Genomic DNA, 26,952 nt, shown 5'->3' on the forward strand with positions numbered 1-26,952 from the left:
ATGTCCGCGTTCCTGACCTTGCTGGCGGCGCTCGTCGCGACCGGCGCCTGTGCCTACCACCGCACCAGCCTGCGCGCCTGGGCGATCGCCACGGTGGCGGCCACGCTGGTGGTCGGCGTGCTCGCCGGCGCGTGGGTGACCATGGTCGTGCTGCTCGTCCTCGAGCTGCTGATCGCCGTGCCGCTGCTCATGCCCGCTTTTCGCCGGCGCAAGATCAGCGCACCGTTGCTGAAGCTGTTCGCCCGCGCCACGCCCACGCTCTCGGCGACCGAGCAGACCGCGCTGGAAGCCGGCACAGTCGGTTTCGAGGGCGAGCTGTTCTCCGGCAAGCCCGACTGGAAGCTGCTGCTGAAGCAGCCCAGACCCGAGCTCAGCACCGAGGAGCAGGCCTTCCTCGAAGGTCCGGTCGAGCAGCTGTGCGCCATGATCGACGACTGGCAGATCACCCACGAGCTGGGCGACCTGCCGCCGGAGGTGTGGGAGTTCATCAAGAAGAACCGCTTCTTCGGCATGATCATCCCGAAGCAGTACGGCGGCCTGCAGTTCTCGGCGCTGGCCCATTCGGCGGTGCTGCAGAAACTCAACTCGATGTCCGCCACCGTGGCCTCGACGGTAGCGGTGCCCAATTCGCTGGGCCCGGCGGAGCTGCTGCTGCACTACGGCACCGAGGAGCAGAAGAACCACTACCTGCCGCGCCTGGCGGTGGGCGAGGAGATTCCCTGCTTCGCGCTGACCGGGCCCTACGCAGGCTCCGACGCCACCTCGATCCCCGACTACGGCATCGTGTGCAAGCAGGTGGTGGACGGGGTCGAGACGCTGGGCGTGCGGCTCACCTTCGACAAGCGCTACATCACGCTGGCGCCGATCGCCACGGTGATCGGCCTGGCCTTCCGCCTGTACGACCCCGAGCATTTGCTGGGCGAGACCGAGGACCTGGGCATCACCCTCGCGCTGTTGCCGCGCTCGACGCCGGGCCTCGAGATCGGCCGCCGCCATTTCCCGCTCAACATCCCGTTCCAGAACGGTCCGATCCACGGCAAGGACGTGTTTGCACCGCTGACCACGCTGATCGGCGGTCCGAAGATGGCCGGTCACGGCTGGCGCATGCTGGTCGAGTGCCTGTCCGTGGGACGCGCCATCTCGTTGCCCTCCAACGCCACCGGCGGCATGCGCGCTTCGGTGGCGGCGAGCGGCGCCTACGCGCGCATGCGCAAGCAGTTCGGGTTGGCGATCGCGCGCTTCGAAGGCGTGGAGGAGGCGCTCGCCCGTATCGGCGGGCTGACCTACGCCACCACGGCGCTGTCGCGCGCCACCGCCGCCGCCGTCGACCGTGGCGAGAAGCCGGCGGTGCCCTCGGCCATTGCCAAGTACCACGCCACCGAATGGGCGCGCCAGGTGGCCAGCGACACCATGGACATCCACGGCGGCAAGGCGGTGCAGCTGGGGCCGAAGAACTACGCCGGTCGCGGCTGGGAGAGCGTGCCGATCGCGATCACGGTGGAAGGCGCGAACGTCATGACGCGCAGCCTGATGATCTTCGGCCAGGGCGCGATCCGCTGCCATCCGTACGTGCTGAAGGAGATGCAGGCGCTCTCCATCGCCGACTACGGCGAGAAGCTGCGCACCTTCGACCGGTTGCTGTTCGGCCACATCGGCTTCGGCATCTCCAACGCGGTGCGCAGCTTCGTGCTGGGTCTGACCGGCGCCGCCATCGGCCAGAGCGCGGGCGATGCCTACACGCGGCGCTTCTACCGCAAGCTCGACCGCTATTCGGCTGCGCTGGCACTGTGTGCCGACGTGTTCATGGGCGTGCTGGGCGGCAAGCTGAAGTTCAAGGAGAAACTCTCGGCGCGGCTGGGCGACGTACTCTCGTACCTGTACATCGCCAGCAGCATGCTCAAGCGCTACGAGGACACCGGCCGTCCGGAGGCCGACCGTCCGTTGCTCGCCTGGGCCTTCCACGAATGCATGTGGCGCACGCAGATGGCGCTGGACGGCGCGATCCGCAACTTCCCGGTGCGGCCGGTCGGCTGGCTGCTGCGGGCGCTGGTCTTCCCGCTCGGTCGCCGCGACGTGCCGCCGTCGGATCGCCTGGGCCGGCGCGTGGCCGCCCTCATCACTGCGCCTGGCGAGGCACGCGACCGGCTGACCGAATGGGCCTACCTCACGCCCACGCCGAACAACACCATCGGCCGCATGAACGCGCTGCTGCCGCAGGTGATCGCGGCCGAGCCGGTCGAGCGCAAGTTCGGCAAGGCGCTCAAGGCCGGACAGCTGCAGGCGCACGACTACGAAGGCCAGCTCGCCGAAGCGGTCCGCGCCGGCGTGCTCACCGAGGCCGAAGCGGCGCAGCTCAGGCGCGTGCGCGAAGGCACCTTCGAGTTCATCTCGGTGGACGATTTCGATCCGGCCGAGCTCGGCGCCAAGGTGACGCGTGCGGATCGCCGGCACGAGGCCGACGAACGGCACAAGCGCATCGCCTGAGGCACAACCGGCCCTGGACCTCGCCATCGGGCACGGCCCTGATGGCGAGGCGCTTCCGGCCGCGGGCCGTTGCCGGTACGCGGAGCGGCCGACAGCCTGCCGGGGAACCTGCATCTCGCCGCTGCGGCGCCAGGGTGTCTGGCCCGCTCTCACGCAGGCTTGCGCATGGCCTGCAGCTGCGGCCTATCCCGCCCGGAGCAACCACGGATCCCGGTGTCGCACCCGCCGGCGTGCCGGGTGCAGCCGTGTGACTCGGGCGAGCTTCGACGGCGGGTGCGTGCTGTCGTGCAGCATTACATCGGCAAGCGAATTCGATAGTGTTTTGTGCACGCACATTGGATCGATCTAAATCCGTGTGCCGATACCAGGCTGTTTGTCGGACAAGTTGGGCGGGGGTCTGTTTGTTCCGGTTTTGTATCGATCCAATGAGGGGAGGAATGCCATGAAGAGTCAATCCGTGCCCGTCAGGCTGCTGGCGGCGGCCGTGCTGGCGGCGTTGTACTGCGGCGGCGTGCAGGCGCAGGACGCCGCGAGCCAAACGCAGGGCGACAAGGCGCAGCAGGGCAAGGCGCAGCAGGACAGGAGCAAGGCGTCGCAGGCCCAGCCCACCTCGCTCGAGAAGGTCACGGTCACCGGCTATCGCTACTCGATCGAGAAAAGCCTGGATCAGAAGCGCGACGCCAATGCGATCGTCGAGGTCGTCACCGCGGAAGACGTCAGCAAGTTCCCCGACAAGAACGTGGCCGACGCGCTGCAGCGCGTGCCGGGCGTGATCATCTCCCGCGACGGCGGCGAGGGTAAGAACGTCAGCGTGCGCGGGCTGTCCTCGGAACTGACCCTGACCGAATTGAACGGCAACTACATCGCCACCGCCGAATCCAACGGCGATCCGACCCGTTCGTTCAACTACACGCTGCTGCCGTCGAACATGCTCTCCAGCGCCGAGCTGTTCAAGACGCCGGAAGCGCGTATCGACGAAGGCGGCATCGGCGGCACGGTGATCCTGCACACGCGCCGGCCGCTGGACATGGAAGCGAACACCGGCTTCGTGTCCGCCGAGGGCACCTGGGCCGACACGACCAAGAAGACCGACGGGCAGTTCTCCGGCTTGTATGCCTGGCACGACAAGAACGAGCGCTTCGGCTTCCTGGTCGGCTACACCAGCCAGAAGCGCACGACGCGCACCATGGGCGCCAGCACCGAGAACTGGCAGTGGTACGGCGACGACTACGACGCCCATCCGGCGACCGACGTCAATGGCAGGCCCTCGGGCATGACCGGCTACTGGTGGGGTCAGTCGGGCTTCAACGACCAGAACCACCCCTACACCGGCACCTTCCAGGATGGTTGGCCCACCGGTTGCGGCTACTACTGCAACTTCATGATGCCGACCTCGGTCAACCTCAACGTCAAGAACGAGGACCGCGAGCGCAAGGGCGGCCAGGTGACCCTGCAATTCAGACCGGTCGACAACCTGACCCTCACTGCCAACTACTTCCGTTTCGACCTGTCGCAGAACTCCCAGACCAATACGTTGAAGATTCCCGAATGGAATCTGGCCCGCTATGCGGGGGACGGCAACTGGCCCGGCGGCCGCATGCTGGACGGACTGACCTTCGACCCCAGCGGCACCATCGTCACCGGTGCCAGCTACTCGGTGCACCCGGGCAAGACCTACTACTGCAACAGCGACGAGGCGGCCGCGGGCGGCCTGACGAACACCGGCGGCTTCGGCCCGGACGACTGCAGCATTCCTACCCCGCAGATCACCGGCAGCTACAACCGCGAGAAAGCGCTGTCGCAGACGGCGGACCTGGGCGCCGAATGGTCCGGCGAGTCGTTCGAGGCCAGCGTCAAGGCCGGCCGCACCTGGGCCCAGGGCGGGCCGGAGCTGCAGATCGCGGTGCCGATCAAGCCACGCCGCCAGAACGCGACGGGCGATTACGACCTGGGCAACACCATGAGCGCCTGGAGTCTGGTCGGCACGCCGACGATGACCTTCTCGCCGGAGCTGATGCAGAACCTGCGCAACGGCATCGGCGAAGTCGACCTCGGTTCGACCAGCTCGTCGTGGACGCGCAACGAAACCAGGCAGAAGTACGCGCAGGCCGATTTCACCTGGCACGCCTACGGCGACTGGCTGGACTCGCTGCAGTGGGGCGTGAAATACCGCAATGGCGGCACCCACCGCAGCACTGGCAACAACTACTGGGTCTGCCAGGGCACCGATCCCTCCGACTACGACAACCGCTTCCAGAACGGCTGCGATCCCGGCGCGTCGGTGTTCCAGCCGCAGCTCCTGTACCCGCAATCGCTCGGCGACCTCGCCGGCGGCATCCGCGCGAGCTCTTTCCCGGCGATCAACTATCCGGCCTACGTCGCCTACCTGAACCAGACCTACGGAGAGATGCAGACCCGCAACGAGGACAACTTCGTCTACAACGTCGGCGAGAAGATCTACTCGGGCTACCTGCAGGCCAACTTCAAGACCGAACGCCTGCGCGGCAACATCGGCGTGCGCGTGGCGCGTACCCGGCAGCATGCCGACTCGACGGACCAGGTCGATTACTACAACGACTACTTCTTCGACGGCCCCGACGGCAACCCGGCGCCCTGCCAGCCCGGCGGCCTGCCGGCGGCCGGCGCGCCCGCCGGCTCCGGCTGCGTCAGCGGCTTCACCACGCTGCCGGACAGCCAGACCAACCCGGCCAGCGGGCATATCTCCTCGTTCGTGGTCAGTTCGCTGGATCGCACCTACACCGACGTCCTGCCGAGCTTCAACATCGCCTACGACCTGACCGACGACCTGGTGCTGCGCGGTGCCGCCTCCAAGGTGATCTCGCGCCCGAGCTACGGTGATATCGCCTACCCCGGCGGCCTGCAGTACTACAGCCAGGAATACGTCAACGACCGGCGCCTGATCGGCGGCGGCGACGAGGTGGGCTGGTACGGCGCCGGCAGCAACAAGAAGCTCGACCCGTACAAGGCCACCCAGTACGACGTCGGCCTGGAGTGGTACTTCCATGCGGGCTCGGTGCTCGGCGTCGACGTGTTCCGCAAGAACGTCAGCAACTTCTCGGTGCCGGTGGTGCAGGACGTCTCCATGGACGTCGGCGGCCAGACCGTCACCGTGCAGAACTACTCCACCAGCGCCGGCGGTCGCGACGCGGTTTCCAAGGGCGTCGAACTGTACGCGCAGCACACGCTGGATTTCGGCCTCGGCTTCCAGGTCAACTACACCTACAACAAGACCAACGAGGCGGCCATCACGCTCGAGGACGGCACCCAGATCGGCAAGTCGCCGCTGGTCGGCAGCGCGAAGAACCAGGCCAACTTCACCGTGTTCTACGAAACCGAGCGGTTCCTGGCGCGAGCCTCGTACAACCGGCGCGGCGAAGTGGTGGACGGCCTGGTCAACGGCCTGAACGTCTACGAGGAGCCCTACCAGCAGATCGATCTCAACGCGGCGTACAACATCACCAAGGCGTTCAGCGTCACCGCTTCGGTGCTGAACCTGACCAAGGAGGAGTCGCGCTCGCACCTGGGCAACGACACCCGGGCGCGCTTCTACTCCAACAACTACGCCGGCCGCGTCGTGTACATGGGCCTGACGTACAAGTTCTAGGGAGGCCCTTGCTCCCGTGCCGCAAGGCACGGGTAACCTTCCCACGGCAGCGTCTGCACTCCCCTGGCGCTGCCGTTTTCTTTTGTGCATCTCACGCCGGGCGCAGCAGCGATGAACGACAACCGGGTCCGCAACATCGTCGTGGTGGGCGGCGGCAGCGCTGGCTGGATGGCCGCGGCGGCGTTGGTCACCTATCTGGGCAAGGGCGCCACCGTCCGCCTGGTCGAATCGGAGGAGATCGGCACCGTCGGTGTGGGCGAGTCCACCGTCCCGTACATGAAAACCTTCAACTCCCAGGTGCTCGGCATCCCGGAAGCCGATTTCGTCGCGCGGACGCAGGGCACCTTCAAGCTCGGCATCCAGTTCAACGACTGGGCCCGCATCGGCGACAGCTACGTCCACGGTTTCGGCGCGATCGGCCGATCGCTGGGGCCGCTGCCGTTCCACCAGTACTGGCTGAAGCTGTTTCTCGCCGGGCGCGCGCCGGACATCGGCGCCTTTTCGCTGCCGACCGCCGCGGCGCCCCTCAACCGGTTCATGGCCGGCGCGGCCGATGCGCCACCCGGTTCGCCGCTGGCGGACATCGCCTACGGCTACCAGTTCGACGCCGGTCTGTATGCGCGCTACCTGCGCGAGCTGGCCGAACGCAGGGGCGCGAAACGCATCGAGGGCAGGATCGTCGACGTCGTCCAGCGCGGAGACGACGGCTTCATCGAGGCGGTGGTGCTCGAGAGCGGCCAACGCATCGAGGGCGAGCTGTTCGTCGACTGCTCGGGCTTCCGTGGTCTGCTGATCGAAAAGACCCTGAAGGCCGGCTACGAGGACTGGAGCCGATGGCTGCCCTGCGACCGCGCGATGGTCGTGGCCTGCGAGAGCGCCGGACCGCTGACGCCGTACACGCGCGTGACCGCGCGCGCGGCGGGCTGGCAGTGGCGCATCCCGCTGCAACACCGCACCGGCAACGGCTACGTGTATTCCAGCCGCCACGTCGGCGACGACGAGGCCGCCGCGACCCTGCTCGGGAACCTCGACGGCAAGGCGCTGGGCGAGCCGCGCCCGCTGCGCTTCACGCCCGGCAGGCGCAGGAAATTCTGGGACAGGAACGTCGTGGCGGTGGGTCTCGCCGGCGGCTTCATGGAACCGCTGGAATCGACCGCCATCTACCTGGCCCAGTCGGGCATCCAGCGCCTGCTCGGCCTGTTCCCTGCGCGCGACTTCGATCCGCTGCTGGCCGAGCGCTTCAACCGCGAGTCCGCCTTCGAGCACGAGCGGGTGCGCGATTTCCTGGTGCTGCACTATCACGCGACCGAGCGCGACGATACGCCGTTCTGGAACCACTGCCGGGCCATGGCCATCCCCGAACCCGTGCGCGAGACCCTCGAGCTATTTCGCGCCGACGGCCGCTATTTCCGCTACGGCGACGATTTCTTCGCACTGCCGAGCTGGGTCCAGGTGATGCTCGGCCAGCGCATCGTGCCGCGGGGCTACCATCCGATCGTCGACGAGGTGCCGGAGGCGGACCTGCTCGCCTTCGTCGAACGCGTGCGCCGCACGATCGCCGCGGGCGTCGAGGCAATGCCGTCGCACCAGGCCTACATCGAGGCCAACTGCAAGGCGCAAGCGTAGGCCCGGGCGGGTCCTGGCCGGCCACGCGCGTCACGCGTCCCGCGTGCGCCGCCAGAACGGCGGTACCAGACGGTGGCGGCGCAGCGCCACCGCCAGCAATGCCGCCGACACCAGCGAGCACAGCAGCAGGGCCACAACCGAGGCCTCGGCGCCGAACACGCCGCCGCTCAGCCAGTCCGGTCCGGTGCGGGTGGAAACCAGCCAGCCATCGGCCCTGGTGCCCGAGACCGGGATCCCGTAGACCGTGCCCTGCATGAAGTTCCAGGCCGCGTGCAGGCCCATGCAGACCCACAGCGAGCGGGTCACCAGGTAGAGGAGCCCGAGCAGGAGGCCCGCCTCGATGGCGATCGCCAGGCCGGCCCACACGGTGGCCCCCGGGTTGCTCAGGTGTGCGGCACCGAAGAACAGCGCCGATACCACCAGGGCGGCCCAGCTGCCGAGCCCTTCCTCGACCAGGCGATAGAGTACGCCGCGAGCGATGATCTCCTCGCCGACGCCGGCGCCCAGACCGACCGTCAGGGCGGCGGCGAGCCAGTGCGCATCCGGGTCGACGCCGACCATGTGGTAGCTGCCCAGCAGCCACAGCGCTCCCACCACGGCACTGAACAGCAAGGCGCCTGTCGCCAGTCCCAGCGCGCCGTCCGGCAGAAGCCGGCCGATCGACAGCTCGCGCACCGGCCGGCGCTCGATCAGCTTGACCAGCACCAGGTAGGCGAGCAGCGGAACCAACCCACGGAAGGCCAGCTCGCGCAAGGGGTGGGCCAGCGGACCGGTCGACGCCGTCGCGTGCGGGAGCAGGCCGAACAGCACACCCCCACCCACCAGCAAGGCGGTGAAGAAAAGCAGCCGCGCCAGCGGCGAGAACACCAGCCAGCGTTGCCAGGGCGGCGCCGAGGCGGGGGTGGCGAAGGCGAGACGGTAGCCGTGCATGCGATGTCCCCTGTGGATGGCAGGGGCACGCTAGCAGTGCGGCTGACGGGTGCCCAGTGGAGGAGGTCACGCCGGCGGGCGGGGCGGGCCTGCGCGATGCGCCGGCGCGGCAGGACGGAGCGAGCCTGCGGGCGATGCTCTTCGCTGGCGTGGCCCGGTGCGAAAGGCATCGCGAGCAAGCCCGCTCCCGGCAATCCGAGGGGGCGGGATCAGACCTCGACCGAGGCGGCGTGCTCGCGCGTGGCCGAGAAGCGGACCTGCGGCCAGCGTTCCTGCGCCAGCTGCAGGTTGACCCGCGAGGGCGCGAGGTAAACCAGTTCGCCGGCGGCGTCGACGGCGAGGTTCATCGCGTTCTTCTCGCGGAACTCCTCCAGCTTCTTCGCGTCGTCGCAATGCACCCAGCGCGCGGTGACCACACCGACGGGGTCGAACGACGCATCCACGCCGTACTCGTCCTTCAACCGGTAGGCCACCACGTCGAACTGCAGCACGCCGACTGCGCCCAGGATCAGGTCGTTGCTCATCAGCGGGCGGAAGAACTGCGTGGCACCCTCCTCCGACAGCTGCGCCAGGCCCTTCTGCAGCGCCTTCATCTTCAGCGGGTCGCGCAGGCGCGCGCGGCGGAACAGTTCCGGCGCGAAGTTGGGGATGCCGGTGAAGCTGATCGGCTCGCCCTCGGTGAAAGTGTCGCCGATCGAAATGGTGCCGTGGTTGTGCAGGCCGATCACGTCGCCGGGGTAGGCGCTCTCGACGATCTCGCGGTCGGACGCCATGAAGGTCAGCGCGTTGGCGATACGCACCTCCTTGCCGGTGCGCGTCTGGATCATCTTCATGCCGGCGGTGTAGGTGCCCGAGCACACGCGCATGAAGGCCACGCGGTCGCGGTGCGCCGGGTCCATGTTCGCCTGGATCTTGAAGACGAAGCCGGTCAGCTTGTCCTCGGCGGGGTCGACCTGGCGGCCGAGCGTGGCACGCGGGCGCGGCGAGGGGGCGTGCTCCACGAAGAAATCCAGCAGCAGCTGCACGCCGAAGTTGTTCACCGCCGAGCCGAAGAACACCGGGGTCAGCTTGCCGGCCAGGTAGTCCTCCAGCACGAACGGGTTGGAGGCGCCCTGTACCAGCTCCAGCTCGTCGCGCAGCTCGGCCAGCATGTCCGCGCCGACCGCCGCTTCCAGCCCCGGTGCGTCCAGGCCCTTGAAGATGGTCGAGTCCTGTCGCGTGAAGTTCCTGCCTGGCTCGTAGACGTGCACCTCGTCCAGCAGCAGGTGGTAGACACCCTTCAGCCGCTTGCCCATGCCGATCGGCCAGGTCACCGGTGTGCAGGCGATGCCCAGCACCGACTCGACCTCGTCCAGCAGCTCGATCGGCGAACGGCCCTCGCGGTCGAGCTTGTTGATGAAGGTCATGATCGGCGTGTCGCGCAGGCGACACACCTCCATCAGCTTGATGGTGCGCTCCTCCACGCCCTTGGCGCAGTCGATCACCATCAGCGCCGAGTCCACCGCGGTCAGCACGCGGTAGGTGTCCTCGGAGAAGTCCGCGTGGCCCGGGGTGTCGAGCAGGTTGACGATCTTGCCCTCGTAGGGGAACTGCATCACCGAGGAGGTGACCGAGATGCCGCGCTCCTTCTCCAGCGCCATCCAGTCGGAGGTCGCGTGGCGCGCGGCCTTGCGGCCCTTGACCGATCCGGCCATCTGGATAGCGCCGCCGAACAGCAACAGCTTCTCGGTCAGCGTGGTCTTGCCCGCGTCCGGGTGGCTGATGATGGCGAAGGTGCGGCGGCGGCGGGTTTCTTGGGCGTGCGGGGACATGCGGGCGGTTGCGGCGGGATTCGAACCGTACATTGTAGCCGGATCGGGGGCGCCCACCTGCCGGGCCGGCTGCGCCCGCCACGCGCTGTTCACACGTGCGCAACAGGAGGCGGGCGTAGCGTCGCGCGCGCGCCGCATACGCGTGCGCGCCCTGTCGAAGGAGGTGGGCCATGAAACGTGTCGCCATGCTGTTCGCGTCGTTGATGCTGTCCGCGGTGATGGGTGCGACTTTCGCCCAGGAGGCCAAGCCCTACAGGGAGGGTGCCGTCCGGCAGGTAAGTTTCATCAAGATCAAGCCGGGCCAGTTCAACAACTACATGAAATACCTCGACGGGCCGTACAAGGCGGTGATGGAGGCCAGCATGAAGGCAGGCCTGATCACCGGCTGGTCGGTCTACGAGGCGCAAGCCAGGACCCCGCAGGACCCGGACCTGATCCTGACGGTCAATTACCCGAACATGGCCGCGCTCGATCGCACCGACGAGGCGGACGCGATCCGCGCCAAGGTGGCCGGTTCGCTGGAAGCGCAGGACAAGGCTGCGATCGACCGCGAATCGATGCGCGAGCTGCTGGGCAGCCAGCTGATCCGCGAGTTGATCCTGAAATAGCGCGGGCGCAGCGCGCCATCGGGGAGGCCCCGCCGCCTGTGGGGGCCTCTCGGCGTGGAAGGTCACCCGACCAGCAGGTCTTCGTAGAACGCCCCGAACGGCTCGGTGGGGTGCGCGATCTGGATCTCCAGCACCCACAGTCCCGGCGAGGGTGTGCCCTCCAGCGAGCCCAGGTCCCCGCCTTTGTGCACCGAGTGCGGATAGTCGCCGAGGCGGTGGCCCTTGATCGCGTGGTTGAAACGCCAGCCCATCGCCTGCGCCTGCACTGTGGCGAACTCGTACAGCGCCCGACCGCTCAGGCCTTCATTGCGCCAGGCCCGGGCGACCTCGTCGAACAGCGTGCGGGCAGCCTGCGCGCAGGCCAGGTGCGGGCGCGATTCGCCCGTGGCGAAGGTCTCGCCTACGTCGCCTTCGTGCCCGTCGAATACCAGGCCGAGGTCGATGAAGTAGATGTCGTCCTCGCTCAGCCGCACGCCGGGGTCGGAGCGCTGCCGGTAGGTCCTGGTGGTATTGGAGCCGATGCGGACGATGGGCGGATGCCACAGGCGCTCGACGCCACGCTGCGCGAACACCCCCGCCGCCATGGCCTGGGCCTCGTCCTCGCCGATGCCCGGCCGCATCCGTGCCCGGATCTCATGCAGTACCGCCCAGCTGCGCTCGCGGGCGCGGAGCATCGACGCCGCGTCGAAGCGCCGGCCGACCGCCTCGCGGTTCACGCGCCACCTCGTGCGCGCAGGGCATCGCGGAAGGTCACCACCAGCACGTCGCGATGGGCCGGCTGCGAGGGATCGACGGGTGTCACGGCGGTGACGCCATGGAACACGCGCGCGTCGTCGACCAGCGCCGCGTCGAACGGGTGGGTCAGCGTGAAGCTGCCGAGCAGGCGTCCATCGGCCGCGTGGATCGTGGTCGTGCCGCTTTCGATGTTGCTGCGGTCGACCAGCAGTACCAGCACGTAGTCCACGCCGTCGCGGTGGACTCCTTCGGGGGTCGGCTCGCCCGCTTCGTTGGCGCGGGCCTCGATGCGGAACTGGTGCACCTCCACCTGCCAGTGCGCGACCTGCGGCGCCAGCCCGCCGAAGCAGCGGTGGCAGAAGTCCAGGATGCGCCGCAAACTGGCCCCGTCGGCCGTCACCGGTTCGAACCAGCGCTCGATGTCGCCCTGCAGCGGGTTGTAGGTCTTGCTCTGGTAGTGCGGCTGGTGCGGCTCGCGGTGGACGCCCCGCGCGTCGGCCGAGAACACCGCATGGCGGCGGCGCCGGTGGCGGCCGACCGAGGCGAGGTAGGTATCCGGGGCCAGCTCGTTCCAGCTGGCGGTGAAGGCGGGCCAGTCGGGCAGGGAGGCAGCGTCGAGCTGCTCCCGCATGGCGTCGGCGGGGACGAAGGCGAAGCCATCCTGGAGGAGCCGGTCCTGCAGCGCGGGCAGTGTGGAGGTCATCTTCGGGGCGGGCCGGGAGGGGATATCAGCATACGCCCGATCGCGAGCTCCTCCCCGCCGGGAAGGGATTGGGTGAGAGACGGCGCTCGCGGGGACGTCCATCGTGTGTGTGTGGCTCTTCGCTTCCCGCCCTCTGGCTGGTCTTTCGCAAGAGTGACCCCTTGCCCCAGCCCCTCCTGCGGGAAGGAACGGTCTTGCCGGAACGTTCGATAAGGACATCCAGACGTCTAGACGTCTATTGACATGCGGGTAGCGCAGGTCCCAGAATCGACGCCACTCATCGAGACCGGCGGAGGGATAGGCCCTTTGATGCCGGGGCAACCTGCGGGAAGCGTTCCCGCAACGGTGCCAATTCCTGCGGGGCGCGCTTGTCGCCACCGAGAGATGGGCGTGATTCGTCGCCGACGGCTACGTCGGCGGGGGGTGGCGACCTTTCCGGTTCACCGCGGGCGATGCCACGGAGAACCGCATGACTGCCCTGCCATTGCCGTCGCACCCCGTTCCTCCCCCACGCGCGGGGGCCCGTCCGGTGGACCTGGCCTCCCAGCGCAGCACGCGGCAGCTCGGCCTTTCGCCCAAGTACGGCCGTGGCGCGCGGGCCGTCGACGTGCGCTACCTGTGGTGCGGCACGGCCGGGGCGCCGACGATCATCGTGCAGGGCGGCATTTCGGCAGACCGCGACGTGACCGCGCTCGACGCCGGCCGGCCCGGCTGGTGGCAGCCGCTGGTGGGGCCGGGCGGGGCGATCGATCTGGACCGCTGGCGCGTGCTCTGCATCGACTGGCTGGCGCCGGCCGACCTGGGCGTCGACGCGGTGTCCAGCGAAGACCAGGCCGATGCGCTGGCTGCGCTGCTGGAGGCGCTGGGCATCCGTCGCGCGCACGCGTTCGTCGGGGCGTCCTACGGCGCGATGGTGGCGCTGGCCTTCGCCGCGCGCCATCCGCACGCCCTGGGCCGCCTGGTCGCGCTGGCCGGTGCGCACCGGCCGCACCCGCTGGCCTCGGCGCAGCGCAGCGTGCAGCGCGGCATCGTGCGGCTGGGCCTGGCCAGCGGGCGGGTCGAGGAGGCCCTCGGCCTGGCGCGCCAGCTGGCGGTGACCACCTACCGCGGCCGCGAGGAGTTCGTCCGTCGCTTCGCCGGCGCCCCGGAGTTCCGCGACGGCCGCTTCCGCCTGCCCGTGGAGGACTACCTGGAGCACCAGGGGCGGCGCTTCGTCGAGCGCTTCGACGCGGCGCGCTTCCTCGCCCTGTCCGAATCCATCGACTTGCACGACGTGGCGCCCGAGCGCATTCCCACGCCGGCCACGCTGGTCGGCTTCGCGTCCGACCTGCTGGTGCCGCTGGCCGACCTGTGCGAACTGCAGCGGCGCCTGCCCGGGCCGACCACGCTGGACGTGCTCGAGTCGCCCTACGGCCACGACGGCTTCCTCAAGGAAACCCACCAGCTCGCGCCGCTGCTGCGCGCCGCGCTGGCCTGATCCACCCTCCGGAGCAAAACGAACATGAGCGAACCGGCTCCCTGTACCCGCGCCGTGCGCGCCGGCATCGAATCGGATACCCAGCACGGCGCCGTGGTGCCACCGCTGCACCTGTCCACCAACTACAGCTTCGACGGGCTGGGTTTCGACGGCGTGGGCGGCAAGCGGCCCTACGACTATTCGCGCAGCGGCAATCCCACGCGCGACCTGCTGGGCACCGCGCTGGCCGAACTGGAGCTCGGCGCCGGCGCGGTGGTGACCGCCAGCGGCATGGCGGCGGTGGCGCTGGCGCTGGAACTGGTCCCGCCCGGCGGCCGGGTGCTGGCCGCGCACGATTGCTACGGCGGCACCTGGCGGCTGCTCGACGCCTGGGCGAGGAAGGGCCGCTTCGACCTCGCCTTCGCCGACCTCACCGACCGCGCGGCGCTGGCCGAGGGACTGGCGCGCAAGCCGGCGCTGGTGTGGGTGGAGACGCCGTCCAACCCGCTGCTCCGCATCACCGACATCCGTCACGTGGCCCAGGCCGCACACGCCGTCGGCGCGCTGCTGGTGGTGGACAACACCTTCCTGTCGCCGGCGCTGCAGCAGCCGCTGGCGCTGGGCGCCGACGTAGTGGTGCACTCGACCACCAAGTACATCAACGGGCACAGCGACGTGGTCGGCGGCGCCGTGGTGGCGCGCGACGCGGCGCTGGCCGATCAGCTGAGGTGGTGGGGCAACTGCCTGGGTCTCACCGGCGCGCCGTTCGACAGCTTCCTCACCCTGCGCGGCCTGCGTACCCTCGCGGTGCGCCTGCGCCAGCACCAGGAGAACGCCCTGCGCATCGCCGAGCACCTGGCGCTGCACCCGGCGGTGCGCGCGGTGTACTACCCGGGCCTGCCCGGGCATCCGGGCCACGCGCTGGCGGCGCGCCAGCAGCAGGGTTTCGGTGCCATGCTGAGCTTCGAGCTGGAGGGCGACCGGGCCAACGTGGCGGCGTTCGTCGACGGCCTGCGCTTCTTCTCGCTGGCCGAGTCGCTCGGCTGCGTGGAAAGCCTGGTGGCGCATCCGGCGTCGATGACCCATGCGGCGATGGCGCCCGAGGCACGCCGCAACGCCGGCATTGCCGACACCCTGCTGCGCCTGTCGGTCGGCATCGAGGACGGCGACGACCTGTTGCTCGACCTGGAGCAGGGGCTGGCGCGCGCGGCCGCCGCGCAGCCGTCCAAACGCCGGGTGAGCGCATGAACGCGGTGCTGGCCGAGCGTCGGGAGGCCGCAGCGGCCATCGCCGTGGTGCTGTTCGGCACCGGCGTGGTGGGCGGGGCACTGCTGAAGCTTCTCGACACGCCGGCGGCGGCGCCGCTGCGGCTGGTGGGCGCGGCCAACTCGCGCCGCCAGCAGACCGATCCGGCGCGCCTCGCGCGGCGCGACCTGCGCGAGCAGCTGCGGCGCGAAGGCGCGCCGCGCGACGATGAGGCGTTGCTCGCCGCGCTCGATGCCAGCAGCGCGCCGGTCCGCGTGGTCGTCGATGCCAGCGCCAGCGCCGCGTTGGCGGCGCGCCACGCCGACTGGCTGGCGCGCGGCTACCACGTGGTGACCGCGAACAAGGCGTCGGCCGGTGGCGAGCTGGCCGGCTGGTGCCGGCTGCAGGCGGCGCTGGCGGAGGGCAACGCCCGCTACGGCGACGCCGCCACCGTGGGCGCCGGCCTGCCGGTGCTCTCCACCTTGCGCCGCCTGCGCGGCTGCGGCGACAGCCTGCTCACGCTGGAAGGCGTGTTCTCCGGCTCGCTCTCCTACCTGTTCAACCGCTACGACGGCAGCCGCCCGTTCTCCGCACTGCTCGCCGAGGCGCGTGCGCTCGGCTACACCGAGCCCGACCCGCGCTCGGACCTGTCCGGCGAGGATGTCGCGCGCAAGCTGCTGATCCTGGCCCGTCATGCCGGCTTCGCGCTGGGCAGCGACGAGGTGGAGGTGGAAAGCCTGGTACCGCCCGCGCTGCGCACGGTGGACGCCGCTACCTTTCTCGAACGGCTGCACGAACTCGACGCGCCGCTGGCCGAGCGCCACGCGCAGGCCAGCGCGCGCGGCCACGTGCTGCGCTTCCTCGCCCGCCTGAACCAGCGCGGCCGCGCCCGCGTCGGGCTGGCGGAGGTGCCGGCCACGCATCCGGCGGCGCGCCTCTACGGCACCGACAACCAGTTCGCACTCACCACCACCCGCTACAACACCCAGCCATTGGTGATCCAGGGGCCCGGCGCAGGGCCGGAGATCACGGCGCAGGCACTGCTCGGGGACGTGCTGGCGCTCGCCTGAGCGAGGAGGCTCTCTCGACTTGCCGCACCCGTGGCGAACGGGGCACCCGCGATCGGCGGAAGAAAACCCGCTGGGGCGAGGGGCGCGTAGGCAAGCGCGGGTATGCCTCCCGGGTGGCTCCCAGGTCGACTCTTCCGTCTGCGGCTGCCAAAAAAACGCGCGGCTCGTGGGCCGCGCGTTCTTGGCTTTCCAGGGTCTCAGTGGCCCGTGAGCCGCTCGGAGGTCTCCTCGTCCGGCGGCACCAGCGGCACACCCGGTTCCTCGCGCGCCTCGATCTCCGCCGCCTCGACCGACGGCGTGCGCCAGCCGGACTTCACGCCCCAGCCGTAGAACAGCAGCCCGATCACCGCCACCCCGAGCAGGTCCCAGCCGTAAGGGATGTAGTCCTTGCCGCCGAAGGTGGCGCTGCCGGCCCACGACAGCGCGGCGATGGTCGGCAGGTAGACCACCAGCCACCAGGCCCCCTTCATCTGCCGGCCGAAGTCGTGCCAGCCGGCCTTGGCCTGGTAGTAGAAGTAGATCGGCAGGGCCACGACCATCAGCAGGATGATCTCGCCGGTGAGCGGCCAGCGCGCCCAGTACAGAAGCTCGGTCGCCATGATGAAGGCGATGCCGGCGATCACCGGCAGGCCGGCCAGGCGCAGCGGGCGCTGCAGGCTGGGCGCGGTGCGGCGCAGGGTCATCACGCTGACCGGGCCGGTCAGGTAGGAGATGATCGTGGCCACCGAGATCACCGCCGCCAGCGTGCCCCAGCCGCGGAAGAAGAACAGGAACAGGAACGCCACCACCAGGTTCACCCACATCGCCGGGCGCGGCACGCCCCACTTCGGGTGCACCCGGCCCAGCGCCGCCGGCATGGTGCCGTTGCGTTCCATGCCGTAGAGCATGCGCGCGGTGGTCGCGGTGTAGGTCATGCCGGTGCCGCTGGGGCTGATGAAGGCGTCGACGTAGAGCAGCATCGCCAGCCAGTGCAGGTTGACGATGATCGCCAGCTCCGCGAACGGCGAGCGGAAGTCGATGCCGTGCCAGCCGGCCTTGGCCAGCAGGTCCGGCGGCACGGCGCCGATATAGGCCACCTGCAGGATCACGTAGACGATGGTGGCCAGCACGATCGAGCCGAGCACCGCGAACGGAATGCTCTTGCCCGGATTGCGCGCCTCGCCGGCGAGGTTCACCGGGCTCTGGAAGCCGTTGAAGCTGAACACGATGCCGGCGGTGGCCACGGCGGTGAGCACCGCCGCGAAGTCGATCGCATGGCTGCCGCCGTGCACGCCGACCGAGAAATTCTCGCCGTGGAAGCCGCTGGCGATCAGCGCCAGGCCGGTCGCCGCCGGCACCACCAGCTTGAACACGGTGATCGCGGTGTTCGAGTGCGCGAACAGCTTCACGCTCCAGAAGTTGAACAGGAAGTACACGACCACCAGCGCGGCGGCGATGGCCAGGCCCGCCTTGGTCAGCTCGCCGTGGCCGTCGGGCATGTGCATGTAGAGGTCCTGCGCCCACTGCCAGGGCCACGAGGCCATGTACTGCACCGAGGCTTCGGCCTCGACCGGGATCACCGAGGCGATCGCGATCCAGTTCGCCCAGGCGCCGATGAAGCCCACCAGCGAACCGTGCGAGTAGTGGCTGTAGCGCACCATGCCGCCGGATTCGGGGAACATGGCGCCGAGCTCGGCGTAGGTGAGCGCGATGGTCATGATGATGGCCGCGCCGAGCACCCACGCCCACACGGCGCCGGGGCCGGCCAGGCCGGCGGCACGCCAGGCGCCGAACAGCCAGCCTGAGCCGATGATCGAGCCCAGGCCGGTGAGCATGAGGGCGAAGGGGCCGACGTCGCGGCGGATGGAACTGGGTGAATACATGCGGGCTCCCGGATCGGTGGAACGGATCTGCGCCGTTCGGACAGCACAAGGCCCGATGATGACAGACCGTTCACGTCGCTGTCAGCCCATGCGTGGACCCGGGGTGCAGGCCGGGCGTCCGGAAGGGCCGCGGCGCCGCGCGGAATGCGTTGGACGTCTGGATTGCCGAAAGCGGCCAGGCCCGGCTCAGCCGAGCCGGCGCCGGAAATGGAAGCACTCGATGCCGAAGCCCTGGCGGAAGTAGAAGCGGTGCGCCTGCTCGCGCGTCACGCGGGAGATCAGCTGGATCTCGCTGCAGCCGAGCGCGCGGCCTTCCTGCTCCAGCCGCTCGAGCAGGCGCGCGCCGTAGCCGCGCGAGCGCACCCGCTCGTCGACCACCAGGTCGTCCACGTAGAGCAGCCGGCCGCAATAGAGCATGTCCATGACGCGGTAGGCGGCCACGCCGCGCACCACGCCATCGTCGCTGAGCGCGAGCAGGCGCAGCCCCTCGTGGTCCATCAGCGCGCGGATCCGTGCCAGGTAGCCGTCAGCGACCAGCTCCGGCCGCATCTGGCGCATCACCTCGAAGGTGGCCGTGATCTCGTCGTCCGTGCGGGCGTGATCGAGGCGCGGTTCCATGCTCAGCATTCGATCACGTTGACGGCCAGCCCGCCGCGGCTGGTTTCCTTGTACTTGTCCTTCATGTCGCGCCCGGTGTCGCGCATGGTGCGGATCACCTTGTCCAGGCTCACGCGATGCTTGCCGTCGCTCTTGAGCGCCATGCGGCTGGCGTTGATCGCCTTGACCGCGCCCATCGCGTTGCGCTCGATGCAGGGGATCTGCACCAGCCCGCCGATCGGATCGCAGGTGAGCCCCAGGTTGTGCTCCATGCCGATCTCGGCGGCGTTCTCGACCTGCCAGATGCTGCCGCCCAGCGCTGCGGTGAGGCCGCCGGCGGCCATCGAGCAGGCCACGCCGACCTCGCCCTGGCAGCCGACCTCGGCGCCGGAGATCGAGGCGTTCTCCTTGTACAGGATGCCGATCGCCGCGGCGGTGAGCAGGTAGTCGACGATGCCGTTCTCGTCCGCCTTGGGGCAGAAGCGCAGGTAGTAGTGGCCGACCGCCGGCACGATGCCGGCCGCGCCGTTGGTCGGCGCGGTGACCACGCGACCGCCGGCGGCGTTCTCCTCGTTGACCGCCAGCGCGTAGAGGTTGACCCAGTCGAGGATGGTGAGCGGGTCCTTCAGCGCCGCCTCGGGCTGGTTGCGCAGCTCCTCGGCCATCGCCGGCGCGCGGCGCGCCACGTGCAGGCCGCCGGGCAGCGTGCCGGGCGAGCGCAGGCCGCGCGTGACGCAGTCCTGCATGGCCTGCCAGATGGTCAGCAGGCCGGCGCGGGTCTCGGGCTCGGGGCGCCACACGCCTTCGTTGGCCAGCATCAGCTGGGCGATGGTGAGGCCGTGCCGCTCGCACAGGCCGAGCAGTTCCTCGCCGGTGGAGAACGGGTAGGGCAGCTCGGTGGTGTCGGCGACGATGCGGTCTTCGGCTGCCTCGTCCTGGTTGACCACGAAGCCGCCGCCGACCGAGTAGTAGTCCCGCGTGGCCAGCACGTTGCCTTCGGCGTCGTAGGCGGTGAAGCGCATGCCGTTGGTGTGGAACGGCAGCTTCTGGCGCTTGTTGAACACCAGGTCGGCCTTCTCGTCGAAGGCGATCTCGTGGCGGCCCAGCAGGCGCAGTCGGCCGCTGCCGCGGATGCGCTCGAGGATGCCCGGGATCGCGTCCGGATCGACCGTGTCGGGGTGGTGGCCCTCGAAGCCGAGCAGCACCGCCTTGTCGGTGCCGTGGCCGCGGCCGGTCATCGCCAGCGAGCCGTACAGTTCGCCGCGCACGCGCGCGACGCGCTCGAGCACGCCCTTTTCCGCCAGCCAGCGCTCGCCGAAACGCGCGGCCGCGCGCATCGGTCCGACCGTGTGCGAGGAGGACGGCCCGATGCCGATCTTGAAGAGGTCGAAGACGCTGACGGCCATGGTTGCGCTGTGCAGGAGGGGTGAACCCGCTATTCTACGCGCCCGCCCCACCTCCGGCAGTCCGTTCGCCGCCGCATGGCCGATCTCGTCCTCTACCAGCGCGATTACTGCCACCTGTGCGACCAGGCGCTGGCAGTCCTCGCCGAGGCACGCGCGCCGGAGTTCGACAGCGTCTGGGTGGACGACGCTCCGGCCCTGGAATCCCGCTACGGCACGCGCGTGCCGGTGCTGCGCGACCGCCGGGACGGGCGGGAACTGGACTGGCCGTTCGACGCGGACGCGGTGCGCGCGTTCGTGCGCGGCTAGCCCTCCCGCCGGCGGGAAGGCTGGCCGGGGCCGGGCGGCTACTTCGGGGCGAGCGCCAGGTGCGCGTTGACCGTCACGTCGTTGCCGATCACCGAGGTGTCCGCGTACTCGCCGCCGCCCACGCCGTAGTCAAGGCGCTTGATCGTGCCGGTCACGTCCATCAGCGCGGTACCGCCGTCCTGCGGCGTGAAGGTGACGGTCAGGCTGAGCGGGTGGGTCTCGCCGCGCAGGGTCAGCTTGCCGTCCGCGATCACCTGGTTGCCGCCCAGCCGGCGGAACCCGGTGGTGACGTAGTGCGCCTGCGGGAACCGGGTGGCATTGAAGAAGTCCGCGCCCGGCAGCGCGCCGTCACGGTCCTCGTCACCGGTGCGGGCGCTGGTGGTATCCACCGTCACGTCGAAGCGGGCATCGGCCAGGTGCGCGGGGTCGAAGCGGATGTCGGCGTGCCACTGGCCGAAGCTGCCCTGGAACGGCGCGCCCTGGAAGGTGGCGGTGAAGCCGAGCGTGCTCTGGTCCTGCTGCACGCGGTAGTCGGCCGCCGCGGCGGTCATGGCGGGGAAAGACAGCAGCAGCGGAAGCAGCCGCGCCAGGGCCTTGCGTTTCATGCGGAATCTCCCTTCGGTCCTTGGCGGAGACGCGCGAATGGCCACATGCGGCGTAGCACGTCGTCACGATCGAACACATGATGCTTCAGCGCCGCGCCCACGTGGGCGACCAGCACCAGCAGCAGGAACCAGAACAGGTACTCGTGCACCTCGTGCGCCAGCCGGCGCAGGTCGGCATCCCTGGCGGCGATCGCCGGCAGGTTGAACAGCTTGAAGAACTGCAGCGGGTACCCGCGCACCGAGTTGAACCACCAGCCCGACAGCGGCAGCGCCGCGACCAGCAGGTACAGCACCGCATGCACGGCGCGTGCGGCCCACTGTTGCCAGCGCGGTGCCGGCAGCTCGCGCGGCTCGCCGTCGAACAGCCGCCACAGCAGGCGCAGCAGGAACAGCGCCAGCACGCTCAGCCCGATCGACTTGTGCAGGGCCATCCAGTTGATCTTCTGCATCGGCGTGGCGGCCAGGTCCATGCACAGGCCGAACACCCCGTTGCCCAGGATCAGCAGCGCCATCGACCAGTGGAAGGTCTTGGCGACGGCGCCCCAGCGGAAAGCGTCAGTGCGCAGGGGCATCGGTCGACCTGGCGGAGGAAGGTGGTACGCCGCGGTCGCGGTCGCGGATCGCCTCGATCTGCAACCATACGTCCACGTGGCGGCCGATCGTGTTCGGGTGGGCAGTGATCCCGAAGGCGGTGCGGTCCAGCGAGGCGGTCGCCGAGAAGCCGGCGACGGTGTGCAGGCCGTAGAGCGTGCGCGCCTGGCGGTTGAAGGTGAACGGGATGTCCAGCGGCACGGTGATGCCGCGCAGGGTGAGCCGGCCGTGCAGTACGCCGCGGTGGTCGTCGGTGCGTTCGACCGACGTGCTGGCGAAATGCGCGTAGCGGGCATGCGCGGCGTCGAGGTAGTCCGCCCCGAGCACGGCCTTGCTCCAGGCGGCATCGCCCATGTCCAGGCCAGCCAGGTCGATGTCCAGTTCGGTGGCGGCCCCGTTCCAGTCGTCCGGGTCGAAGCGCAGCCAGCCGCGCGCGATGTGCAGCCGCCCGAACGCGCGGGAAAAGCCGTTGTGGTCCACGCTGAACAGGATCTGGCTGTGCACGGGGTCGTAGCGGTAATGCGCTTCGGTGCCGTGCGAGGCCAGCGGCAGCAGCAGGGCTGCGCAGGCAGGCAGGCGGGCGATGGCGCGAAGGGCGGACATGCCACGAAGTCTGGCCGATCGTGCGCGCGGGCGCCAGCGCCCGCGGCGGTTGCGCGTTGGCGTTTCCTGCACGCGAATCGTGCCTACCATCGAAACCCGCCCCCGTGGAGGCTGCCATGGCTCGCCCGATCTGGACCGGCACCTTGTCGTTCGGGCTGCTCAACGTCCCGATCCGCCTGATGACGGCCGAACGCAAGGTCGATCTGCATTTCCGCATGCTCGACCAGCGCAACAACCAGCCGGTCCGTTACGAACGCGTCAACGCCGAATCCGGCGAGGAAGTGCCCTGGAAGGACATCGTCAAGGCCTACGAGTATTCCAAGGGCAACTACGTGGTGCTTGACGAGTCGGACATCCGCAAGGCCGCGCCGGAAACGCACGAGACGGTCGAGATCGACACCTTCATCGATGCCGACGCGCTCACCCCCGCCTATTACGAGAAGCCCTACTACCTGGTACCGGGCAAGAAGGCGGAGAAGGGCTACGTGCTGCTGCGCGAGACGCTCAAGCGCACCGGCAAGATCGGCATTGCGCGCGTGGTCATACGTACCCGCGAATACCTGTGCGCCGTGATGCCGCAGGGCGAGGCGCTGATGCTGATCCTGCTGCGCTTCCCGCAGGAGCTGGTCGACGCCTCCGAGTACGCCTTGCCGGACAAGGACATGGCCGAGTACCGCATCAGCGACCGCGAGCTGGAGATGGCCGGCGAGCTGATCGAGTCGATGGCCGGCAAGTGGCAGCCGGAGCACTACCGCGACGAGTTCCGCGAGCGCCTCACCGCGGTGATCGAGCAGCGGCTCAAGAGCAAGGGCATCACCACGCGGCTGGAGGAAGAGGAGCCGGCGCACGCGAACGCCACCACCAACGTGGTCGACTTCATGGCGCTGCTCAAGAAGAGCATCGAGAGCAAGCAGCGCACGCCGGCGCGCGGCGGCGGCGAGAAGGGCGAGGAGGAGAAGCCCGCGGCCAAGAAGGCTGCCGCCAAGAAGGCCAAGGCCGAGCCGAAGAAGACCGCCACCCGCAAGACGCCCGCCAAGAAGGCCGCCACGCGCAAGGGGCGCAAGGCGGGGTGATCGTGCCAGGCCCGGCTTCCCGGACGCATGGTTTCCGGCGGCGGGCGGGGTGCCGTAACGGCCGGGGTGAACCGTGATGGCGATACCAGGCACCGCCGCCGCGAGCGGCAAGCCGGCACGCGGGCGCAAGGCGACCGTCATCGAGGGCGTCGCGATCACCCATCCGGGACGCGTGGTCTACGCCGACAACGGTGTCACCAAGGGCGAGGTCGCCGCCTATTACGCCGCGGTAGCCCGCTGGATGCTGCCGGAGCTCGTCAACCGGCCGTTGTCGATGGTGCGCTGCCCGGGCGGCACCGAAAGCGCGTGTTTCTTCCAGAAGCATCATGCGGCCAAGCTCGGCCCCAGCGTGCGCGCCGTTCCGCTGGAGGAGAAGCAGGGCGGCACGGACGACTACGTCTACATCCGCGATCTCAAGGGCCTGCTGGAACTGGTGCAGATGAACACGCTGGAGTTCCATCCATGGGGCGCGCGGGTGGACAAGCCCGACGCGCCCGACCGGATCGTGCTGGACCTGGACCCCGCGCCGGAGGTCCCGTGGAAGGCGGTGGTCGCCGCCGCGCGGGACATGCGCGGGCGGCTGCGGGAGGCCGGCCTGGAGAGCTTCGTGCGCACCAGTGGCGGCAAGGGCCTGCACGTGGTGTTGCCGTTCCGGCGCGGACCGGGGTGGCCGCAGGTGAAGGACTTCTGCGAGGCGTTCGCCAGGGGCATGGTCGCGCGCCAGCCGGAGCTCTACGTGGCGACCGCCAGCAAGGCCGAGCGCCAGGGCCGGATCTTCATCGACTGGCTGCGCAACGCGCGCGGCGCGACCAGCGTGTGCGGCTGGTCGCTGCGCGCGCGCGAGGGCGCACCGGTGGCGATGCCGCTGCGCTGGGAGGAGCTGGGCAAGGTCACCGGCGGTGCGGCGTTCGACCTGCGCGCGGCGCTCGAGCGCGCCGCCGGCCTGAAGGCCGATCCGTGGGAGGGCATCGCCAAGCTGCAGCAGCGCCTGCCGAAACCGTAGGAGCGAGCCTGCTCGCGATGCTCATCTCGTTGGCGCGTCAGAGCCACGGCATCGCGAGCAAGCTCGCTCCCACTACGAAGCGGGGCGGCTTCCTTGGCGAAGGCCGTGACCCGCGTGGGCGCTACACCTGCTCGCTGGCCGGCTTGCCGAAGGCCGGCGGCCGGTCCGCGGGCGCGGCGCCGAAGGCCTTGTTGGGCGTGGCGCCCATGGTGAACTCCAGCGTGCCGCCGGCGGCCAGCTCCGCGTGGCTGATCCAGCTCTTCGTCCACGGCGTGCCGTTCCAGCGTACCGACTGGATGTACGGCCGGCCCGGGCCGTTGCCGTGCGTCTGCACCAGCAGCCGCTTGCCGCCGGCCAGGGTCAGCTCCGCGCGGTCCAGCAGCGGGCTGCCGAACACGTAGTGGGTGCTGACCGGGTCGACCGCGTACAGGCCCAGCGCACCCATCACGTACCACGCGCTGATCTGGCCGCAGTCCTCGTTGCCGGCCAGGCCGTCGGGCGCGGCACGGTACATGCGCTCCAGCAGCATGCGCACGCGCGCCTGGGTCTTGTGGTGTGCGCCGGTGTAGGCATAGAGGTAGGCCACGTGGTGGCCCGGCTCGTTGCCGTGCGCGTACTGGCCGACCATGCCGGCGATGTCCGGCGGCGCGTCGCCGGGCAGCGACGAGTCGGCCGAGAACAGCGCGTCGAGCTTGCGCTCGAACGCCTCGGGGCCGCCGAACAGCTGCATGTAGGCGTACAGGTCGTGCTGGTTGAGGAAGGTCGCCTGCCAGGCGTTGGACTCGGTGAAGTCGCGCCATTGCTCGGAGTGGCCCATGGCGCGCGGGTCGAACGGCTCCAGCCACGTGCCGTCGCTGCCGCGCGGCCGCACGAAGCCGACCGCCTTGTCGAACACGTTTCGGTAGTTGCGCGAACGCTCGCGCAGGTGCGCGGCGTCCTCGTGGGCACCGAGGCGTTCGGCCAGGTTGGCCAGCGCCCAGTCGTCGTAGCCGTACTCGAGCGTCTTGCTAACCGACTCCCAGTCCTTGTCGGCGGGGATGTAGCCGAGCTTGCGGTACCAGGTGAGCCCGCGGTAGTCGTCGTCCATCGCGCGCTTGCGGAACAGCGGCCAGGCCTTGGCGTAGTCGATGCCGGTGAAGCCCTTGGCCTGCGCCTCGGCGATCACCGAGGCGGAGTGGTAGCCAATCATGCAGCCGGTCTCCACGCCCTGCAGCGGCCACACCGGCGGGCCGTCCGGGCTCTCGGCGGCCATCCGCACCAGGCCGTTGACCAGGTCGGGCACGCGCTCAGCCTGGTACAGCGTCAGCAGCGGATGCAGCGCGCGGTAGGTGTCCCACAGCGAGTAGGTGCTGTAGTTGTGCTGGCCCTTGGGCAGCGTGTGCACCTTGAGGTCCATGCCGCGGTAGCGGCCGTCGACGTCGTCGAACAGCGTGGGCGCGAGCATGGTGTGGTACAGCGCGCTGTAGAAGATCCGGCGGGTGTCCTCCGAGGGCGTGTCGATGCGGATGCGCGAGAGCTCGCGCTCCCATGTGTCGGCGGCTTCGCGGCGGACGCGTTCGAAGTCCCAGTCCGGCAGCTCGGTGTCGAGATTGCGGCGGGCGCCCTCGATGTCGACCGCGGAGATGCCCACCTTCACCAGCAGCGGCTCCCTGGCGACGTCCTCGAAGTGCAGCGCGGCTTTGAGGTGCGTGCCGCGGGCCTCGCGCGCGCCATCCGGCAGCGCCTGATCCTCGCGGTAGAGCGTGGCGCGCCTGACCGGCCGCGACAGCTTCATGGCGAAGTACAGGTGGCGCCCGTTGGCCCACTGGTGCACGCGGCGGCTGCCGACCAGCAGGTCGTCGCCGATCAGCTGCAGCTGCGCGTCGCTGACCTTGGCCGGCACCTTCGCGCTGTCGTGGTAGCCGTGCGCCAGGTCGACCAGCAGATGGCCGTCGCCCTGGCCCTGGAAGGTGTAGCGGTGCAGGCCGGCACGCAGGGTGGCGGTGAGTTCGGCGAGGATGTCGTGGTCGGTCAGGTGCACGCGGTAATAGCCCGGCACGGCCTGCTCCGAGTCGTAGCGCGAGCGGTAGCCCGTGCCCGGCCGGCCCTGCACGTCGGGCGCCAGGCGCGCTTCGGCTACCTGGCCGTCGAAGCGCGAGCGGTAGTTCTGGTCGGGCAGGCCGCGCTCGCCCGGTTGCAGCCGCACGGGGCCCTGCGCCGGCATCACCAGCACGTCGAGCATGTCGCTGGCGCCGGTGCCGGACAGGTGCGTGTGAGAGAAGCCCATGATCGAGCCGTCGCCCTGGTGGTAGCCCGAGCAGGCGTCCCAGCCGTTGTCGTTGGTGTCGGGGCTGAGCTGCACCATGCCCCAGGGCAGCGTGGCGCCCGGGAAGGTGTGGCCGTGGCCGCCGCTGCCGACGAACACGTCGACGTAGCGCGAGACGCCCATGTCGGACCCCGTGGCGTCGCCGGGAAGGTCGCGGGGGCGCGCCAGGGCCAGGGCCGGCAGTGGCGTGGCGCCGCCGAGGACGGCCAGGGCGCCGATGCCCTGCAGGAAGCGTCTGCGAGTCACCATGTCGAGTTCTCCGGTGGGTGCGGGGAGGTGGCGGGATCCGTGCCGCCCGGGCGGCAGGG

Annotated in this window: 21 protein-coding genes and 1 riboswitch; of the genes, 10 read left to right on the top strand and 11 right to left on the bottom strand. The window is 69.8% G+C overall.

Annotated features, from left to right (window positions below; all coding sequences use genetic code 11):
* From WAT24_RS12350 to WAT24_RS12360, 3 genes are all read left to right on the top strand, one after another.
* The gene (locus WAT24_RS12350; protein WP_336808190.1) at positions 1–2,484 is read left to right on the top strand and encodes an acyl-CoA dehydrogenase; all 2,484 of its coding nucleotides are present in this window, start codon (positions 1–3) and stop codon (positions 2,482–2,484) included.
* A 442-nt stretch (positions 2,485–2,926) separates the two neighbouring features.
* Positions 2,927–6,109, top strand: coding sequence for a TonB-dependent receptor (locus WAT24_RS12355; RefSeq protein WP_425605300.1), 3,183 nt, complete (start codon positions 2,927–2,929; stop codon positions 6,107–6,109).
* Positions 6,110–6,220: 111 nt separating this feature from the next.
* The gene (locus WAT24_RS12360; protein WP_336808191.1) at positions 6,221–7,735 is read left to right on the top strand and encodes a tryptophan halogenase family protein; all 1,515 of its coding nucleotides are present in this window, start codon (positions 6,221–6,223) and stop codon (positions 7,733–7,735) included.
* A 30-nt stretch (positions 7,736–7,765) separates the two neighbouring features.
* Here the strand turns inward: WAT24_RS12360 and WAT24_RS12365 are convergent, their stop codons facing one another.
* Both WAT24_RS12365 and WAT24_RS12370 read right to left on the bottom strand, forming a co-directional pair.
* Positions 7,766–8,665: a CPBP family intramembrane glutamic endopeptidase gene (locus WAT24_RS12365; RefSeq protein WP_336808192.1), complete on the bottom strand. Its 900-nt coding sequence runs from the start codon at positions 8,663–8,665 to the stop codon at positions 7,766–7,768.
* Positions 8,666–8,874: 209 nt separating this feature from the next.
* Entirely contained in the window at positions 8,875–10,476 is a 1,602-nt protein-coding gene (locus WAT24_RS12370; RefSeq protein ID WP_336808193.1) for a peptide chain release factor 3, read from the bottom strand.
* Between the two features lie 170 nt (positions 10,477–10,646).
* Here WAT24_RS12370 and WAT24_RS12375 point away from each other — a divergent pair, with 170 nt between their 5' ends.
* Positions 10,647–11,084 carry a hypothetical protein gene (locus WAT24_RS12375; protein WP_336808194.1) on the top strand — a complete coding sequence of 146 codons (438 nt, stop codon included), beginning with the start codon at positions 10,647–10,649 and terminating at the stop codon, positions 11,082–11,084.
* 62 nt (positions 11,085–11,146) lie between these two features.
* On the opposite strand, the gene WAT24_RS12380 is transcribed toward WAT24_RS12375, so the two are convergent.
* Complete coding sequence (locus WAT24_RS12380; RefSeq protein ID WP_336808195.1) at positions 11,147–11,800, bottom strand: M24 family metallopeptidase; 654 nt, start codon at positions 11,798–11,800, stop codon at positions 11,147–11,149.
* Positions 11,797–12,522 (bottom strand): 2OG-Fe dioxygenase family protein, encoded by a 726-nt coding sequence (locus WAT24_RS12385; RefSeq protein WP_336808196.1) that lies wholly within the window; start codon positions 12,520–12,522, stop codon positions 11,797–11,799. The genes WAT24_RS12380 and WAT24_RS12385 overlap by 4 nt, the downstream gene beginning before the upstream one ends.
* Before the next feature lie 274 nt (positions 12,523–12,796).
* Positions 12,797–12,913, top strand: a riboswitch (SAM riboswitch).
* A 78-nt stretch (positions 12,914–12,991) separates the two neighbouring features.
* Here WAT24_RS12385 and metX point away from each other — a divergent pair.
* Genes metX through WAT24_RS12400 form a run of 3 tightly spaced genes read left to right on the top strand, consistent with a single transcriptional unit; the run spans position 12,992 to position 16,293 of the window.
* On the top strand, positions 12,992–13,999 hold the full coding sequence (gene metX / locus WAT24_RS12390; RefSeq protein WP_336808197.1) for a homoserine O-succinyltransferase MetX: 1,008 nt from the start codon (positions 12,992–12,994) through the stop codon (positions 13,997–13,999).
* 24 nt (positions 14,000–14,023) lie between these two features.
* Positions 14,024–15,226 carry a cystathionine gamma-synthase gene (gene metB / locus WAT24_RS12395; RefSeq protein WP_336808198.1) on the top strand — a complete coding sequence of 401 codons (1,203 nt, stop codon included), beginning with the start codon at positions 14,024–14,026 and terminating at the stop codon, positions 15,224–15,226.
* Positions 15,223–16,293 carry a homoserine dehydrogenase family protein gene (locus WAT24_RS12400; protein WP_336808199.1) on the top strand — a complete coding sequence of 357 codons (1,071 nt, stop codon included), beginning with the start codon at positions 15,223–15,225 and terminating at the stop codon, positions 16,291–16,293. The genes metB and WAT24_RS12400 overlap by 4 nt, the downstream gene beginning before the upstream one ends.
* Before the next feature lie 197 nt (positions 16,294–16,490).
* Here the strand turns inward: WAT24_RS12400 and WAT24_RS12405 are convergent, their stop codons facing one another.
* From WAT24_RS12405 to WAT24_RS12415, 3 genes are all read right to left on the bottom strand, one after another.
* Positions 16,491–18,155 carry an APC family permease gene (locus WAT24_RS12405; RefSeq protein WP_336808200.1) on the bottom strand — a complete coding sequence of 555 codons (1,665 nt, stop codon included), beginning with the start codon at positions 18,153–18,155 and terminating at the stop codon, positions 16,491–16,493.
* A gap of 186 nt (positions 18,156–18,341) precedes the next feature.
* Positions 18,342–18,773, bottom strand: a complete 432-nt coding sequence (locus tag WAT24_RS12410; protein ID WP_336808201.1) for a GNAT family N-acetyltransferase — start codon at positions 18,771–18,773, stop codon at positions 18,342–18,344.
* A gap of 2 nt (positions 18,774–18,775) precedes the next feature.
* A complete protein-coding gene (locus WAT24_RS12415; RefSeq protein ID WP_336808202.1) occupies positions 18,776–20,158 on the bottom strand; it encodes an L-serine ammonia-lyase in 1,383 nt (460 codons plus the stop codon).
* Between the two features lie 75 nt (positions 20,159–20,233).
* Here WAT24_RS12415 and WAT24_RS12420 point away from each other — a divergent pair, with 75 nt between their 5' ends.
* Positions 20,234–20,464, top strand: coding sequence for a glutaredoxin family protein (locus tag WAT24_RS12420; RefSeq protein WP_336808203.1), 231 nt, complete (start codon positions 20,234–20,236; stop codon positions 20,462–20,464).
* 38 nt (positions 20,465–20,502) lie between these two features.
* Here the strand turns inward: WAT24_RS12420 and WAT24_RS12425 are convergent, their stop codons facing one another.
* Genes WAT24_RS12425 through WAT24_RS12435 form a run of 3 tightly spaced genes read right to left on the bottom strand, consistent with a single transcriptional unit; the run spans position 20,503 to position 22,263 of the window.
* Positions 20,503–21,069, bottom strand: a complete 567-nt coding sequence (locus WAT24_RS12425; RefSeq protein WP_336808204.1) for a YceI family protein — start codon at positions 21,067–21,069, stop codon at positions 20,503–20,505.
* Complete coding sequence (locus tag WAT24_RS12430) at positions 21,066–21,641, bottom strand: cytochrome b (protein ID WP_336808205.1); 576 nt, start codon at positions 21,639–21,641, stop codon at positions 21,066–21,068. The genes WAT24_RS12425 and WAT24_RS12430 overlap by 4 nt, the downstream gene beginning before the upstream one ends.
* Positions 21,625–22,263: a YceI family protein gene (locus WAT24_RS12435; RefSeq protein WP_336808206.1), complete on the bottom strand. Its 639-nt coding sequence runs from the start codon at positions 22,261–22,263 to the stop codon at positions 21,625–21,627. Before WAT24_RS12435 ends, WAT24_RS12430 begins: the two co-directional genes overlap by 17 nt.
* Before the next feature lie 116 nt (positions 22,264–22,379).
* Between WAT24_RS12435 and ku the strand changes: the two genes are divergently transcribed.
* Together ku and ligD are read left to right on the top strand one after the other, a co-directional pair.
* On the top strand, positions 22,380–23,336 hold the full coding sequence (ku, locus tag WAT24_RS12440) for a non-homologous end joining protein Ku (RefSeq protein WP_336808207.1): 957 nt from the start codon (positions 22,380–22,382) through the stop codon (positions 23,334–23,336).
* Between the two features lie 76 nt (positions 23,337–23,412).
* Complete coding sequence (ligD, locus tag WAT24_RS12445) at positions 23,413–24,339, top strand: non-homologous end-joining DNA ligase (protein ID WP_336808208.1); 927 nt, start codon at positions 23,413–23,415, stop codon at positions 24,337–24,339.
* A gap of 121 nt (positions 24,340–24,460) precedes the next feature.
* Here ligD and WAT24_RS12450 read toward each other — a convergent pair whose 3' ends face one another.
* Positions 24,461–26,893 carry a GH92 family glycosyl hydrolase gene (locus WAT24_RS12450; RefSeq protein WP_336808209.1) on the bottom strand — a complete coding sequence of 811 codons (2,433 nt, stop codon included), beginning with the start codon at positions 26,891–26,893 and terminating at the stop codon, positions 24,461–24,463.
* Positions 26,894–26,952 lie beyond the last annotated feature (59 nt).

The sequence above is a fragment of the Fulvimonas yonginensis genome (assembly GCF_037137055.1).
Taxonomy (GTDB): domain Bacteria; phylum Pseudomonadota; class Gammaproteobacteria; order Xanthomonadales; family Rhodanobacteraceae; genus Frateuria_A; species Frateuria_A yonginensis.

What these genes read in the sequence shown, in the direction of transcription:
- WAT24_RS12385 (WP_336808196.1), bottom strand. Translation starts at nt 12,522, where the DNA reads ATGACCTCCACACTGCCCGCGCTGCAGGACCGGCTCCTCCAGGATGGC.
- ligD (WP_336808208.1), top strand. Translation starts at nt 23,413, where the DNA reads ATGGCGATACCAGGCACCGCCGCCGCGAGCGGCAAGCCGGCACGCGGG.
- WAT24_RS12450 (WP_336808209.1), bottom strand. Translation starts at nt 26,893, where the DNA reads ATGGTGACTCGCAGACGCTTCCTGCAGGGCATCGGCGCCCTGGCCGTC.
- WAT24_RS12370 (WP_336808193.1), bottom strand. Translation starts at nt 10,476, where the DNA reads ATGTCCCCGCACGCCCAAGAAACCCGCCGCCGCCGCACCTTCGCCATC.
- metX (WP_336808197.1), top strand. Translation starts at nt 12,992, where the DNA reads ATGACTGCCCTGCCATTGCCGTCGCACCCCGTTCCTCCCCCACGCGCG.
- WAT24_RS12425 (WP_336808204.1), bottom strand. Translation starts at nt 21,069, where the DNA reads ATGAAACGCAAGGCCCTGGCGCGGCTGCTTCCGCTGCTGCTGTCTTTC.
- metB (WP_336808198.1), top strand. Translation starts at nt 14,024, where the DNA reads ATGAGCGAACCGGCTCCCTGTACCCGCGCCGTGCGCGCCGGCATCGAA.
- WAT24_RS12410 (WP_336808201.1), bottom strand. Translation starts at nt 18,773, where the DNA reads ATGGAACCGCGCCTCGATCACGCCCGCACGGACGACGAGATCACGGCC.
- WAT24_RS12430 (WP_336808205.1), bottom strand. Translation starts at nt 21,641, where the DNA reads ATGCCCCTGCGCACTGACGCTTTCCGCTGGGGCGCCGTCGCCAAGACC.
- WAT24_RS12420 (WP_336808203.1), top strand. Translation starts at nt 20,234, where the DNA reads ATGGCCGATCTCGTCCTCTACCAGCGCGATTACTGCCACCTGTGCGAC.
- WAT24_RS12355 (WP_425605300.1), top strand. Translation starts at nt 2,927, where the DNA reads ATGAAGAGTCAATCCGTGCCCGTCAGGCTGCTGGCGGCGGCCGTGCTG.
- WAT24_RS12360 (WP_336808191.1), top strand. Translation starts at nt 6,221, where the DNA reads ATGAACGACAACCGGGTCCGCAACATCGTCGTGGTGGGCGGCGGCAGC.
- WAT24_RS12350 (WP_336808190.1), top strand. Translation starts at nt 1, where the DNA reads ATGTCCGCGTTCCTGACCTTGCTGGCGGCGCTCGTCGCGACCGGCGCC.
- WAT24_RS12415 (WP_336808202.1), bottom strand. Translation starts at nt 20,158, where the DNA reads ATGGCCGTCAGCGTCTTCGACCTCTTCAAGATCGGCATCGGGCCGTCC.
- WAT24_RS12405 (WP_336808200.1), bottom strand. Translation starts at nt 18,155, where the DNA reads ATGTATTCACCCAGTTCCATCCGCCGCGACGTCGGCCCCTTCGCCCTC.
- ku (WP_336808207.1), top strand. Translation starts at nt 22,380, where the DNA reads ATGGCTCGCCCGATCTGGACCGGCACCTTGTCGTTCGGGCTGCTCAAC.
- WAT24_RS12365 (WP_336808192.1), bottom strand. Translation starts at nt 8,665, where the DNA reads ATGCACGGCTACCGTCTCGCCTTCGCCACCCCCGCCTCGGCGCCGCCC.
- WAT24_RS12400 (WP_336808199.1), top strand. Translation starts at nt 15,223, where the DNA reads ATGAACGCGGTGCTGGCCGAGCGTCGGGAGGCCGCAGCGGCCATCGCC.
- WAT24_RS12375 (WP_336808194.1), top strand. Translation starts at nt 10,647, where the DNA reads ATGAAACGTGTCGCCATGCTGTTCGCGTCGTTGATGCTGTCCGCGGTG.
- WAT24_RS12435 (WP_336808206.1), bottom strand. Translation starts at nt 22,263, where the DNA reads ATGTCCGCCCTTCGCGCCATCGCCCGCCTGCCTGCCTGCGCAGCCCTG.